This window comes from Enterobacter sp. MF024, from assembly GCF_005843915.1.
Taxonomy (GTDB): Bacteria; Pseudomonadota; Gammaproteobacteria; order Enterobacterales; family Enterobacteriaceae; genus Enterobacter; species Enterobacter barmai.
On record NZ_VCBB01000019.1, the window covers coordinates 1 to 14,237 of the forward strand.

13 protein-coding genes are annotated in these 14,237 nt (G+C 56.7%); 4 read left to right on the top strand and 9 right to left on the bottom strand.

Features of this window, described 5'->3' with window-relative positions:
• Positions 1-94 precede the first annotated feature (94 nt).
• The 3 genes from FFB58_RS21040 to FFB58_RS21050 all read left to right on the top strand — a co-directional run bounded on the left by FFB58_RS21040 (position 95) and on the right by FFB58_RS21050 (position 3,897).
• Positions 95-1,000: a DMT family transporter gene (locus FFB58_RS21040; protein ID WP_138370919.1), complete on the top strand. Its 906-nt coding sequence runs from the start codon at positions 95-97 to the stop codon at positions 998-1,000.
• 258 nt (positions 1,001-1,258) lie between these two features.
• Positions 1,259-2,794 carry a hypothetical protein gene (locus FFB58_RS21045; RefSeq protein WP_138370920.1) on the top strand — a complete coding sequence of 512 codons (1,536 nt, stop codon included), beginning with the start codon at positions 1,259-1,261 and terminating at the stop codon, positions 2,792-2,794.
• Positions 2,791-3,897, top strand: coding sequence for a T6SS immunity protein Tli4 family protein (locus FFB58_RS21050; protein WP_138370921.1), 1,107 nt, complete (start codon positions 2,791-2,793; stop codon positions 3,895-3,897). Before FFB58_RS21045 ends, FFB58_RS21050 begins: the two co-directional genes overlap by 4 nt.
• A 105-nt stretch (positions 3,898-4,002) precedes the next feature.
• On the opposite strand, the gene nepI is transcribed toward FFB58_RS21050, so the two are convergent.
• From nepI to rbsK, 7 genes are all read right to left on the bottom strand, one after another.
• Positions 4,003-5,193, bottom strand: coding sequence for a purine ribonucleoside efflux pump NepI (gene nepI, locus FFB58_RS21055; RefSeq protein ID WP_039032268.1), 1,191 nt, complete (start codon positions 5,191-5,193; stop codon positions 4,003-4,005).
• Positions 5,194-5,361: 168 nt separating this feature from the next.
• Complete coding sequence (locus FFB58_RS21060; protein ID WP_039032267.1) at positions 5,362-5,871, bottom strand: SRPBCC domain-containing protein; 510 nt, start codon at positions 5,869-5,871, stop codon at positions 5,362-5,364.
• A 97-nt stretch (positions 5,872-5,968) separates the two neighbouring features.
• The gene (locus tag FFB58_RS21065; RefSeq protein WP_039032266.1) at positions 5,969-6,421 is read right to left on the bottom strand and encodes a DUF1198 domain-containing protein; all 453 of its coding nucleotides are present in this window, start codon (positions 6,419-6,421) and stop codon (positions 5,969-5,971) included.
• 182 nt (positions 6,422-6,603) lie between these two features.
• Positions 6,604-7,608: an alpha/beta hydrolase gene (locus FFB58_RS21070; protein ID WP_138370922.1), complete on the bottom strand. Its 1,005-nt coding sequence runs from the start codon at positions 7,606-7,608 to the stop codon at positions 6,604-6,606.
• Between the two features lie 160 nt (positions 7,609-7,768).
• Positions 7,769-8,779, bottom strand: a complete 1,011-nt coding sequence (locus FFB58_RS21075; protein ID WP_138370923.1) for an aldose 1-epimerase family protein — start codon at positions 8,777-8,779, stop codon at positions 7,769-7,771.
• An 11-nt stretch (positions 8,780-8,790) separates the two neighbouring features.
• Complete coding sequence (gene fucP / locus FFB58_RS21080) at positions 8,791-10,107, bottom strand: L-fucose:H+ symporter permease (protein WP_039032262.1); 1,317 nt, start codon at positions 10,105-10,107, stop codon at positions 8,791-8,793.
• A gap of 29 nt (positions 10,108-10,136) precedes the next feature.
• Positions 10,137-11,057, bottom strand: a complete 921-nt coding sequence (rbsK, locus tag FFB58_RS21085; RefSeq protein ID WP_039032261.1) for a ribokinase — start codon at positions 11,055-11,057, stop codon at positions 10,137-10,139.
• A gap of 323 nt (positions 11,058-11,380) precedes the next feature.
• Here rbsK and FFB58_RS21090 point away from each other — a divergent pair, with 323 nt between their 5' ends.
• Positions 11,381-12,172 carry a DeoR family transcriptional regulator gene (locus FFB58_RS21090; protein ID WP_039032260.1) on the top strand — a complete coding sequence of 264 codons (792 nt, stop codon included), beginning with the start codon at positions 11,381-11,383 and terminating at the stop codon, positions 12,170-12,172.
• 1 nt (position 12,173) lies between these two features.
• Here FFB58_RS21090 and ilvN read toward each other — a convergent pair whose 3' ends face one another.
• Together ilvN and ilvB are read right to left on the bottom strand one after the other, a co-directional pair.
• Positions 12,174-12,461 (bottom strand): acetolactate synthase small subunit, encoded by a 288-nt coding sequence (gene ilvN, locus FFB58_RS21095; protein WP_039032259.1) that lies wholly within the window; start codon positions 12,459-12,461, stop codon positions 12,174-12,176.
• A 3-nt stretch (positions 12,462-12,464) separates the two neighbouring features.
• Positions 12,465-14,153, bottom strand: a complete 1,689-nt coding sequence (gene ilvB / locus FFB58_RS21100) for an acetolactate synthase large subunit (RefSeq protein ID WP_138370924.1) — start codon at positions 14,151-14,153, stop codon at positions 12,465-12,467.
• Positions 14,154-14,237 lie beyond the last annotated feature (84 nt).

Sequence of the window (14,237 nt, forward strand, 5' to 3'; positions counted from 1 at the left end):
CTACTAAATTCGTAGGCCGGGTAAGCGTAGCGCCACCCGGCAAGACCCGTGTTATGCTGCTGGCCTTTGAAAAGCCAATATTGCAGGGGAGAACATGGGTGCCACAAAAAAAGGGATGCTGAACGTCCTGATCGCCGCCATTTTATGGGGCAGTTCGGGGGTTTGCGCGCAGTACATCATGGAGAAAAGTCAGATCCCTTCGCCGTATCTGACCATGATCCGCCTGCTGTTTGCCGGCGTGATCCTGCTGACACTCTCATTCGTCCACGGTGACAAGATTTTCACGGTCATCAAAAATCGCAAAGACGCCCTCAGCCTGCTGATTTTTTCCCTGTTCGGGGCGCTGATCGTCCAGCTCACCTTCCTGGTGACGATTGAAAAATCCAACGCCGCTACCGCCACCGTGCTGCAGTTCCTGTCGCCGACCATTATCGTGGCGTGGTTCGCGCTGGCGCGCAAAAAGCGACCGGGCATCTTTGTGCTGGCGGCGATCATGACCTCGCTTATCGGCACCTTTTTACTGGTCACCCACGGCGATCCCACCTCGCTGACCATCTCCCCAGCCGCGCTGGCCTGGGGTATCGCCTCCGCCTTCGCCGCGGCGTTTTATACCACCTACCCGTCCACGCTGATCGCCCGCTACGGCACGCTGCCGATTGTCGGCTGGAGTATGCTGCTGGCCGGGTTAATGCTGACGCCCTTCTATGCCGGGCGCGGCACCACCTTCGTCATCGACGGCAGCATACTGCTGGCGTTCTTCTATCTGGTGGTGATCGGCACAGCGGTGACCTTCAGCCTGTATCTGAAAGGCGCCCAGATGATTGGCGGGCCGAAAGCGAGCATTCTGAGCTGCGCCGAGCCGCTGAGCAGCGCTCTGCTGTCGGTAATTTTACTGGGCGTGGCGTTTACCCTGCCGGACTGGCTGGGCACGCTGCTGATTGTGTCGTCGGTGGTGCTGATTTCGATGGATTCACGCAGACATGGGCGGACATCAGCGTAGCTGGATGCCCTTACCCAAAAAGCGTTCTCTTATACATAATCCCCTGCATTTATCGCTGGGGATTTTTTTATTCTGTTTGTCTCTGAATACCCCACCTTGTAGCACCCTAAATTGACTCTTAAAGCATAAATCATGGGTAATACAAAGGTTCACAAGCGAACAATAACAAAGCGAAAGTAAGTTGATTTTGGTTAAGTTGTAAGTGTCGATATTGTGAGCTAATGCTTTTCACCACCAGGAATATCAGGCATTTATTACATGGATGACTACAAAAGCGATAACCGATCTTATCATCGGCCCTTATGGGATGAAAACGGTCAGGTTCATTACAAAATAACCCCTCAGGCAAAAGAAAAAAATTACGTGGCAGTCTGCCTCATGCCCCCCGTGAAGGTGATCCCGGTGATTTTTATTCCGGGGGTTATGGGGTCAAACCTGAAAAATGAGGACGATGAGGTCTGGCAGTTCAGCGCTTCGTCGCTAAAAAAATGGCCGCTTGCTAACGCAAAAAAAAGAAAGCAGCTTCTGGATCCAAAGACCACGACGGTTGATGACTCGGGGGAAATTTTAAATGACGGCGCGGATGGCAATAAATTCCCGTCCCGGCGGGCGCGTGGATGGGGAAGCGCCTTCTACAAGAGCTACGGGGAGGCGCTCGACCGATTGCAATACCTGCTCAGCGACGACGACATCCTGCTGGATAACTATTTCAGGGAAGCGCAGATGCAGACGGCACGGCAGCGTTTTACCGGCGTCAGGATAGGCGACGAGCCGGCAGAACAAGTGCTGACGGAAGCAGAAACGGCGCACGGCCATCAGTTTTTATACCCGCTGCATGTGTTTGGTTACAACTGGCTGCAGTCCAATGCGGACTCAGCGATACGGCTGGGCGCGTATATCCGCAAGGTGCAGGGGGATTATCACGGCCGTCTGGCGGTGAACAAAGTCATTCTGGTCACCCATTCCATGGGAGGGCTGGTTGCCCGGCACTACTCGGAAAACATGGACGGACAGAAAAACATTCTGGGGATTGTGCACGGGGTAATGCCCGACCTCGGCTCACCAGCGGCGTACCGGCGGATGAAAACCGGTGAGCGGGGCGTGATCGGGATGATTATCGGGGATAATGCAGAAAAGCTGATGCCGGTACTGGCCCAGTCCCCTGGTCCCCTCCAGCTATTGCCAGGCATAGCCTACGGTCCGGGCTGGCTGAGAATCGAGGGAAGCAATACCAAAATGTCCCTGCCGGTTGATGATCCGTATAAGGATATTTACCTGAACAAAACCGCCTGGTGGCGGCTGTGTGAGCAGGATTTGCTGCTGGGGGATACGGAAAAAGAGTGGGGTACATATCAGGATCGGATAAAAGTCGATGTTAAAAAATTCATTGAAAAATTGAACGGTAAATACCACCCGCAGACCTGGCTCTTTTACGGTGCCAGTGCGGACAATCCGTCTGATGCGTTCTTGACCTGGAAAGAACGTCTCCCTCAGCGAGTAAGGGAGGCGCAGAGGGTCCGGGAGGACGCCGGCGAACGTCTTGAGCTGTCCCCGTTGAGAACTCATGCGCTAATTTCCGGCGGGACACCCGGCGATGGCACGGTGCCTGTGACGGCCGTCCGGACCGTCTCCCCCCATATTCGTGGTGTGCTGGCGACCGATGTTGACCATGAAGGTGCCTATGCCGTTGCTCCAGTGGATCGCTCTCGTTCGGTTTACAGCGACCTGTCTGATGCCCTGGTGTTCACGGTCCGCTCGGTGATGAAAATCGTGCAGCAGGTGCCGACACCATGAAAAAATCCCCTCTTCCCTGGCTTATCCCGCTGGCGATGGTACTGCTGGCGGCAGCATTCTATATTCACAACTATGTGACGTTTGTGCATACGCCACCGGCGTTAACGGACAAGGAAAAACGTATGGTCGATACTCTGTTTGCCACCACCAAAGTCCAGTGCGTGGGGCGCTACGTATTTGAGGTTCCCGCCTCTTTTGAAAACACACTGACGGACCGCGCCCGCATTAATGAGGTGAGCATCAGCAGCAAGCGGCTCTACCGTCCGGCGTTTGCGCAGCGTATCCGGTTGCGGGAGGAAGAGCTGCAGAACAGCCGCACGGTTGATCCAATAGATCAGCCTTTTCTCAAGCAGGTGTACCGGGTCAGTGAGAATGCGGTGATATTTGACCGTAATAAAAATGAGAGTGCTGCGGGGTTTGGTCGTGTTTTGGAAGGGCATCTGTACGTTGACGGGGTGGCGTTCATTGTTTCCTCGGAGATAAGAGATGTATCCGACCTAAAATATAAGCAGGAGCGAACCGAATATTTGAATGGAGGAATGGCTGAATATCAACTTAACACCAAACCCCAGAAACTTGCGGAGCTACAGGACTTAATGTCCCGCCTGAGCGGGCGAAAAAATGATGAAATTCCGACACAGCCAGGAACCTGTATTGCTGAGGGTTTTATCCGCGACGGGCAAGAGAAACCAAAGGAAGATATAACCTTCATTTATCGGCACAATCCGGTCTTTTCCCTGTCGGTTTCCACAAACACTTTTCTTGGCGATCCAAAGAGCATGCTGGAGCGGAGCCATGAAATTCAGCCTTATCTGACAGAGGTTAAGGCGAATACGCTGCGGAAGGGTAAAACACAGATAGCCAGCTTTGAAGCAGATGAATGGCTTAACACCGCCCCGTCAGAAAAATTTCCTGATAATCCAACCGGGCAGCTACTTTTTAACGTCATCGCTAATGAAAAAATAGTGGATTTCCGGCATCCGATTATTGATCTGACATTACGTAACCATGCCCTGCCCCCACCTTCCTACAGCGATGCCGAACTGGTGGAAATCTGGGATCGCATCACCCGTTCTTTCCGCATTCGGAACGGGGCATTCTGAGGTGAATTTCATGCCTGCAATAGTAACCCCGCCTTATGGCGGGGTTATCTCAGAGTCAGGGAGGCTGGTACGTCAAATATAAACCAGCATAAAAAGCAGGCTCCGCTATTGCGCCTTCACTTTCCCCGCCACCAGCAGGGCCGTCAGCAGCATCAGCGTACCGGAAATCACCAGCGGTGATGTCAGCCCCAAATTATCCAGCGCGATACCGCCCACCGCCGCGCCGCAGGTGTTCGCCAGCTGGATCACCGCCACCTGAATGGAACCGGCTTTTTCGGCCTGATCGGCAAGGGAACGGGTGATCCACGTCGACCAGCCCACCGGGATCAGCGCAAAGGCAAAGCCCCAGATAATGGCAATCGCCGAGGCCACCCACTTGTCACTCCCCCACAGGATCAGCACGGCAGCGCTAATGGCCAGTACCAGCGGTGCGCCCGCCAGCGCCACTTTCAGGGAGCGTTTCAGGAACTGCGCCGAGAGCGAAGTGCCGACAAAGCTGGCGATACCGAAGCTTAAAAGCACCAGCGTCAGGCCGTCGACGTTAAATCCGGCCAGGGTCGTAAACACCGGGCGGATATAGGTAAAGAAGGCGAACTGCCCGGCGAAGGCCATAAAGATGGCGGTCATCCCCGCCAGCACGCCGGGGCGTTTCAGCAGGCTGAACATGTTCTGCTTGTGATGCGCGGCTTCGCCCGGCAGCGACGGCAGCGCTTTCCACACCCACAGAATACAGAGCACGCCCATCACCGCCGCGCCGTTAAAGACGTTGCGCCAGCCGATGATGCCCCCGAGGAAACTGCCCAGCGGCGCGGCAATCACCAGCGCGATGGAGACAGCACCGAAGATCACCGACAGCGCTTTTGGCACGGTACGCGCCGGCACCAGGCGCATGGTGAGCGAGGCGGACATCGCCCAGAACCCGCCGAGTCCCAGCCCGAGGCAGGCACGCCCTAACAGCAGCAGGGTGAAGTTATCGGCAAACGAGACCAGCAGACAGGAGAGCGTCAGCAGGACAGAAAAGAGGATCACCACCTTGCGGCGATCGGTGGTACCAATCGCCTGAGTGATGAACAGGCTGGCAAACATGGCGACAAAGGCGGTAACGGTGACGGACTGACCCGCCAACCCTTCGGAAATGCCCAGATCCTGCGCCATCGGCGTCAGCAGGCTGACCGGCAAAAACTCCACGGTAATCAGGCAGGCGACGCAAAACGCCACGGAAAAAACCGCCGACCAGTTTGGGCGGGAGACCGCCTTGGCGTGGGGCGAAGGGGCGGATTGGATCTGTTCTGTCATGGCATCACCTGAGGAGAAAACGAGCGGGAAAGCCGTGCAGTTTAACAGTTAAAGTGTGATCTATTTAACGTTTAGACAACTTTTGGCACTTTTTGCCGGGCGGCGCTGCGCTTGCACCGGCCTACAGGTCTCGTAGGCCCGGTAAGCGTAGCGCCACCGGGCAAAAAATTACCCTCGCGCCGCCTTCGCCAGCCCGACAATCCACTCCTGATGGCCGTTGATCATCGGATTCGGCACGGTGCGCGCCAACTCCTGCGCCGGAACGCCTTTCTGCGACTCCTGGGTCAGGATGCGTACCCGGTTGCCGGGCAAGTCTTCAAACAGCCAGGCGTGGATAACGTCGAGGCGCGAATTCGCATCCCCTTCCACCCAGCCGTGCCAGGCAATACGCGCGGCCTGCCCTGCCACCGGCGGCACGTATTCAGTGATCTGCGCTTCTACCGGGAAGCCAAAGGTAGTGAAGCGAAAGCGGGCGTTGGCGCTTAACGCCGGGCCGCTGCCGTCGTGAAAGCGAATGTCTTCGGCATTGCTGTAGTATCCCGGCCACCGGGAGGTGTCATTGAGCTGATCCCAGACTGCCTGGGCGGTCAGCCCGGCGACGATGATTTCGTTGGATGCAAAGTTGTCGGTCGTGCCTGGCAGGAAGTCCTGCGGCCAGATAATGGCTGATTGTTTCATGGTTCACCTCATCCTGTTGTTGATGAGGCAATGGTGCGCCGGGCAGTGGTATAAATCTAATGACGATGATTTATAATCCTCATCACGGTTGGTGATATCAGTGCAGGAAAAAGACCCCCTCTTCCGGCAGGAAGAGCTGGTTATAGCGCAGCTGGAAGGCGTTAAGGTCGTACGGATCGGGCTCCATTTCGCGCATAAAGCCGAGCGCCAGGCGAACCTGGGCATCGGTGATGGGCGCGGCGAGACGCGCCTTGCGCAGCAGGCGATACCAGGTAAGAAGATTATTTTCGCTGCTGTCGACAATGCACACCTGCCAGATCAGCAGCACCTGGGCGGCATTTTGCAGATGCGCTTCGTCGGGGCGTTCAAGGTAGCGGATAAACTCATTGCCGGCGCTTTTGCCAAACTGGTCGATCATCGACTCCAGCGGCACAGGGGTGATCCCCAGACGTTCGCTGAGACGACGAATGGCGCGCCGGGAACCCGACGTCATTACGCGAAAGCCCACCACAAACACCACGGCAAGCGTAGCCAGCATTATCCAGACCATGCACTCTCCTTACGATTAGGCGAGCATAATATCGGGAAACGCAGCGCGTCGACAGCGTACAAAGTCGTATTAATGCGCACAAAACAGGTGGTACAAGGCGATGAAAACGGATATCCGCACCCTGGAAGAACGCACCGCAATCCCGCGCAGGCGTGGCTGCGCGGGTTGCTGCTGGAGACCAGTCAGCGCGTCTGAAGCCCCTTCAGCAGCGCCTCATGGAAACGCGAAGGATCCTGCATCTGCGGGGCGTGACCCATATCGTTAAACTCGACAAGCGTGGCCTGTGGGATCCGCTTCGCCGTCTCTTTGCCCAGCACCGCGTAGTTGCCAAGGGTTTTGCGGATCTCAGGCGGGGCGAGATCTTTTCCGATGGCGGTATTGTCCTTCGTGCCGATCATCAATAACACCGGCATCTTCAGCTCGCTGAATTCATAGATAACCGGCTGGGTGTAGATCATGTCGTAGAGCAGCGCCGAGTTCCAGGCCACGCGCTCTTTGCCCGGCCCGTTATTCAGCCCGGCGAGCATAGTGACCCAGCGTTCATATTCCGGCTTCCACTCCCCGGCGTAGTAGGTGTTTTTCTCGTACTGGCGGATGCCGTCGGCGCTGGTTTTCAGCTCGCGCTGATACCACTGGTCAACGGTGATATGCGGCACGCCGCGCGCCTTCCAGTCCTCAAGGCCAATCGGGTTGACCATCACCAGTTGCTCTACCTGCTGCGGCCACATCAGCGCATAGCGGGTGGCCAGCATGCCGCCAGTGGAGTGCCCGATGACGGTGACACGATCGATACCCAGCTCTTTCAGCAAGGCATGGGTGTTATCCGCCAACTGCTGGAAAGTGTACTGATACCGCTCGGGCTTGGTGGATTTGCAAAAACCGATCTGATCGGGAGCCACCACGCGGTAGCCGCTGGCGGTAAGGGCCCGGATGGTGGCATCCCAGGTACCGGCGCAGAAGTTTTTACCGTGCATCAGCACTACGGTGCGGCCGTTGGCTTTTTCCGGCTTCACGTCCAGATAAGCCATATCCAGAGACTGGTTTTGCGAGGTAAAGGTGAAGTGTTTCACCGGCCAGGCGTAGTCAAAACCTTCCAGCTTCTCGCCGTAGGCGGGGGTATCCGCAGCCATCGCGGGTGAGGCAAGCGCCACCAGCAGCGCCAGGCAGGACAATCGTCGGGTCAACATGCAAGCTCTCCATTAGCAAAGGGGCTAAGGCTGCGCGAAAGGCGGCAGCGAAATAAAACTGTAGAGCATGAGGCAGGGCGGGTGTGTAAAGCGGGGTAAAGCCAGGGCAAGGGTGTGAAAGCGCCGGATGGCGGCGTAACGCCATCCGGCACTGTCGCCGTCAGAGGATCCCGGTTGTCACCGTAAAACGGCGGGTTTCAGCCGGAGCCAGTTCAATAAGGCTGCCGCTACGCCGGGCCGCGAGGAACCCTTCCGGACGACAGGTGGCGGGGAGCACGAAGGCCGCCACCTGCTGGTCGCCGTTGTAGAGGATCCAGCGGGTGGCGTAATTCAGCTCCGCGCTGGCAAAGCGGGTCACGAACGTGACGCCATCCGGGGCGGTCATGCGAAACTCCGGTTGTGCGGTGTAGCGATCGAGCCTGTCGGCAAAAAAGACGATTTCCGGATCGTAATAGTGCGGCTCGTCCAGCGCCTTCAGGGAGGCTTCGCCCTGCTGCAAACGCTGATTGAACGCCAGCCACTGTTCTGTGGGCTTCACGTGTGCCGGAATCGACTCCCGCAGCGCGATCGCCTCATCCGGCACGTTCTGGCTGAAGGTCGCCCCCGCCACGTAGGCATAGTTCATGTGGCACATGTACTGGAGCGGCATCGGCACCGACGCCAGGTTGGTTACTGACATGGCGATATCGAACAGGGCGCTGTCCTTGCGCAGCGTGACGGCGGGCTGCGCCTGGTAGTGATGACCAAATCCCATCACATACTCATAGCGCCCGGTCACCGTCAGGCTGTCGTCGGTCAGCACCAGCCAGGCTTCATCCATGGGCGCACAGGGCATTTCGCCGTGCAGCGGATGGCTGTCCTCCGGCGACGGGCAGCCATTCGCCAGCAGGCCAGAGTGGAAGGCGAAGCAGCCATAGGTTTCGACCACCTCTTTTGCCGCTTTAGGCTGGCTGAACATATTGCGCATCGTCAGGTCGTGGCCGTCGAACTCCGCATCCCAGATCATCTGCCCCAGCCAGGGCAGGATCACCAGATGACCGCGGCGGTTTTGCACCCGCAGCCCCTCCACGCCATTGGCGTAGCGAAACGCCGTTACCGTGAAGTCATCGTTTTGCAGCAGGGTGCGCGGCTGTTCGGTAAAGAGCGCGCGCCACAGGGGAAGTTGCGTCATGGTGATCCTCCTCAGGAAGCGGTGGCTTCGGTCAGCTCGCGGCGCACTTTGCTCTCACGCCAGAAGTAGAAGCCCACATAAACAAAGCACAGCATCGATACCAGGAACGAGGCCTGCAGGGAGTGGAACAGATCGGCCACATAGCCCTGCACCGCTGGCACTACCGCCGCGCCGACAATCGCCATTACGATCACCGCCCCGGCCATTTCAGTATGCTCGTTGTCCACGGTATCCAGGGTCCCAGCGTAGATGGTTGCCCAGCATGGCCCGAAGAGAATGCTCACCAGCACCGCGACATAGACCGCGCTGAAGCTCGGGGCCAGCGCCACGTAAGCCAGGAACAGCGCGCCGATCACCGAGTACATGATCAGCACCTTCGCCGGGTTAAAGCGGGTCATCAGAATGTTGGCGACAAACTTGCCGATGAAGAAGCAGGCAAAGCTGTAGACCATGAAGTTAGAGGCGTCGCGCTCGTTGATATCGCCCAGCTCCAGCGCCAGACGGATGGTGAACGACCACACCGCCACCTGCATGCCCACATAGAGGAACTGCGCCACAATACCGCGACGGAAGCGGGCATTGGTGGCGAGGTAGCGCAGGGTATCCATCGCCGACGGCCGTTTATGCTCCGCGGTTTGCGCCACTTTGCAGGTCGGGAAGCGGGTTAACAGGAACAGCACCATCACCACCACCAGGACCATAATCATGTACCTGTAGGGCTCCAGGGTGTTCTCCAGCATCAAAATCTTAAAGTTGTGGATCTGCTCAGCATTCATGCCCGCCATCTGTTTTTCCAGACTGTCGCCTTCGGAGAAGACCAGATATTTACCCAGCAGGATGCCTGCGGCAGCGCCAATCGGGTAGAAGGTCTGGCTGACGTTCAGGCGCAGCGTAGCGTAGGCTTTCGGGCCGATCATCGAGCTGTAGGTGTTAGCCGCCGTTTCGAGGAAGCTCAGACCGATAGCGATGGCAAAGATCGCCGCCAGGAACATGGTGTAGGTTGCCATGTGCGAGGCGGGGAAAAAGAGCGTGCAGCCCACAATATAAAGCGTTAAGCCGATTAAAATCGCCACTTTATAGCTGGTCTTTTTAATGACCAGCGAGGCAGGAATAGCAATAAGGAAATAGCCGCCATAAAACGCGCTTTGCACCAGCGCTGAAGCAAAATTACTCAGTGCAAAGACGCTTTTAAATTGCGTAATTAAAATATCATTTAAAGCAGCAGCGCATCCCCATAACGGGAATAAGCAGGATAACAAAATAAACTGGAACAGAGGGGTTTTATTCAGATAGCCGTCAGGCATCTGAATGATGTTTTTATCGTTCATAGTGCTACCTTTTATTTCGCAGGGTTTTATTATTCGTTCAATGCCAGGAACTCATTGAATTGTTCAATGCTGGGGTAAGACGACTGAGTACCTTTCCCGGTGACGCTGAACGCGGCAAAGAGAGCGGCTTTTTTCATGGCGGCTTCGACGTTGCCGCTCTGGACGTAATAGTGGGCAAAACAGCCAATAAAGGCATCGCCCGCTCCGCTGGTGTCGACGGCATTCACTTTAAAGGCCGGGACCACGACTTCTTTATCACGGGTGAGCCACAGCGCCCCTTTTTCACCCATGGTGACGATAATATTGTTCAGCCCTTTATCCACCAGCGAGCGGGCAGCCAGGCAAATATTCTCGTAAGTGTTTACCGGCATACCGGTCAGAATTTCCAGCTCGGTTTCATTCGGCACAAAGAAATCACATTTACAGGCGTAGGACATGTCTAATTCACGCAGCGCCGGGGCCGGATTTAATAACACCTGAATACCGTGCTTTTTACCAAACTCAATGGCGTGATAAACCGTCTCAAGCTGCACTTCGAGCTGCAGGACAATAAGCTGACACTTTTTCAGATCGTCTGCCGCGCGGTCGATATCTTCCGGCGAGAGGAATTTATTGGCACCCTTCACAATCAGAATGCTGTTGCTGGAGTTGGCGTTCACAAAGATGGGCGCCACGCCGCTGCTGGTGCACGGCACTTTTTCCACATAGGTGGTATTGATGCCCCAGGATTCCAGGTTACGGATGGTGTTATCGGCAAAGATATCGTCACCGACTTTGGTGAGCATCATCACTTTTGAGTTGAGCTTGGCCGCTGCCACCGCCTGATTCGCCCCTTTGCCGCCACAGCCAATCTTAAAGGCCGGGGCTTCGAGGGTTTCGCCCTCTTTCGGCATCTGATTAATGTAGGTGATGAGATCCACCATGTTGGAGCCGATAACCGCGATATCCATGTTTACTACCTCTCTGAAACAATCACATAACAATGATATTATCGTAACATTATCATGTTATTTCCGTATCATTTGTGACTGCGATCGCGATTAGCAGATCCATTAACGCTGTTTAATGATTAATCAACTCGCGGAGTAGAAAGTGAGATGGAACGACGGGAATTCAAAATTAAACCATTAATTACAATAGATTGAGCGATAAACGCAGTTTGAGAAGTGACTTTTCTTTCCGGCCGGGCGGCAGTATAGTATGACGCAACAAAAATGTTCCTGACGCATCATCAATGTGTTTTAAGGAACATCACACCGTGCGGAGAGGGTGAATGGAGACGAAGCAAAAAGAACGAATCCGGCGTCTGGTTGAGCTGTTAAAGAAAACCGACCGCATTCACCTGAAAGATGCCGCCCGGATGCTGGAAGTCTCCGTCATGACCATCCGACGCGATCTCAGCCCGGACAACCATGATACCGTCCTGCCCCTCACCCTGCTCGGCGGCTATATCGTGATGGTCAATAAACCGGCCACCGCCCCCACAGCACCCGTGGTGCGCAGCCAGACGCATCATCCCGACGACCTGCCTATCGCCATTCTGGCGGCGGGCATGGTGGCGGAAAACGATTTAGTGTTTTTCGATAATGGCCCGGAAATGCCGCTGGTCATCAGCATGATCCCCGACGACATCACCTTTACCGGCATCTGCTATTCCCATCGCGTGTTTATGGCGCTCAATGAGAAACCGAACGCCACCGCGATCCTGTGCGGCGGCACCTACCGGGCAAAAAGCGATGCGTTTTACGACACCAGCAACCCGTCGGTGCTGGACTCCCTCAACCCGCGCAAGGTGTTTATCTCGGCCAGCGGCGTGCATGAGCACTACGGCGTGACCTGGTTTAACCTTGACGACCTGGCCACCAAGCGCAAAGCCATTCAGCACGGTATCCGTAAGATCCTGCTGGCCCGCTACGCCCTGTTTGATGAAGTGGCGCCCGCCAGCATCGGGCCGCTGTCGGCGTTTGACGTGCTGATCAGCGACCGCCCGCTTCCGGCAGACTATCCGGCCCACTGCCGGAACGGTTTTGTGAAGATTATTACCCCGGACGCCGCCGGGGAGTAAGTTACTCGAAGAACACCGCAATTTTGTTAAACATGGTCGGATCGGACTGGTTACGTACCACTTTCACCACGTCTTCCAGCTTGTCGATCTGGGCCATCATCTGCTCCAGACGCTGATCGTCATTCACCAGCAGCCAGATGCGGCTGTGCTCGCTGCCCTGAATGGGCAAACAAAGAATGCCTTCCACGTTGAACGCCCGGCGGGCAAACAGCCCGCAGACGTGGGTCATGACGCCAGGGTGGTTGCGGACGGTGAGTTCCAGAATGACGTTATCATTTTGCTTCTGCATGGCTTATTCCCCCACCATTTCTGTATTGGCCGCACCCGGCGGTACCATCGGATAAACTTTTTGTTGTGGATCGATACGCACGTGGATCAGGGCCGGGCCCGGACGTGAAATCGCCTCCTGCAGCGCGGCCTGTGCATCCGCTTCGGCGTTCAGATCGCAGGTGTAAAGGCCAAACCCGGCGGCAATCTGCATAAAGTTGATCGTGCCCGGATAGGTGGCGGCAAACACCCCCTGCTTGTAGAACAGGCTCTGCTGCTGATGCACCAGGCCCAGCGCCTCGTTGTTCATCAGGATGATTTTCACATCCAGCTGGTTTTCCGCCGCGGTGGCCATCTCCTGAATGTTCATCATCAGGCTGCCGTCGCCGGAGAAGCAGATCACCTTGCGATCCGGGTTCGCCAGCGCCGCACCCACCGCCGCAGGCAGGCCAAAGCCCATGGTGCCCAGACCGCCGGAGGTCAGCCACTGGCGCGGACGGTTCAGCGGATAGGCCTGGGCAGTCCACATCTGATGCTGGCCCACATCGGTGGTGATGATGGCGCTGTCGTCCACGCAGGCGGCTACGGCGTTAATCAGCCCGTAGTGGCTCAGCGGATCGTCTTCGGTCGGGATAGCGCCCGGGAACTCCTGCTGCAGGCCGGTCACCTGCTCACGCCACGCGGTGCGCGGGGTGGCATCAATGTGCGGCAGTAGCTGCGCCAGCACCTCGTTAACATCGCCCTGGATCGCCACGTGCGGTTGCTTGATTTTACCCAGCTCCGCGCGGTCGATATCCACGTGAATGATTTTGGCGTTCGGGCAGAACTGCTCGGTTTTGCCAATCGCCCGGTCATCAAAACGCGCCCCGAGAACGATCAGCAGATCGGCTTCCTGCAGAATAAAGTTGGTGCTGCGCGCGCCGTGCATCCCGAGCATGCCCAGCGACAGCGGGTGCGCTTTTGGCAGCATGCCCAGCGCCATCAGGGTCATGGTGGTCGGCAGATTCGCTTTTTCAGCCAGGCTGCGCACCGCGTCAGGCGCATCAATCACCCCGCCGCCCAGATAGAGCACCGGGCGCTGCGCGGCGTTAATCATGGCTGCGGCTTCGCGCACGCTGTCAGCGCTGAATTCCGGCGATGGCGCGCGGGTGCCCGGCTCAGGCAGCACGTCGATCTCAATTTCAGCGGTCTGCACATCCTTAGGAATGTCTATCCACACCGGACCCGGACGACCGGACTGGGCGATGCGGAATGCATCGCTGATAACCTGCGGTAATTCGCTGATATCACGCACTAAGTAGTTGTGCTTGGTGATGGGGATAGAGATGCCGTAGGTGTCTACTTCCTGAAACGCGTCGGTGCCGATCATCGAGGCGGGCACCTGGCCGGTAATGCAGACTAACGGAATGGAGTCGAGGCGCGCATCGGCGATGGCGGTCACCAGGTTGGTGGCCCCTGGCCCGCTACAGGCCATACAGACCGCCGGTTTGCCCTGCGTACGCGCCATGCCCTGGGCGATAAAGCCTGCGCCCTGCTCGTGTCGCGCCAGCACGTGGCGGATCTGCGTGCTCTGGCTTAAAGCGTCATACAGCGGGAGTACCGTCCCGCCAGGAATACCCGCAACCGTGGTAATGCCCTGACGTTCCAGCAGATGAACGATTAACTGCGCGCCTGTGAAACGCGTCTTGTGTGATGTTGTGCCCGAACTTGCCATGCTCCAGTCCTTCTTATGGGCCGACTTTCCGGGAGGCTTTAAACAAAAACCCCGCCGGTTTGCGCCGGCGGGGTTTGGAATCGT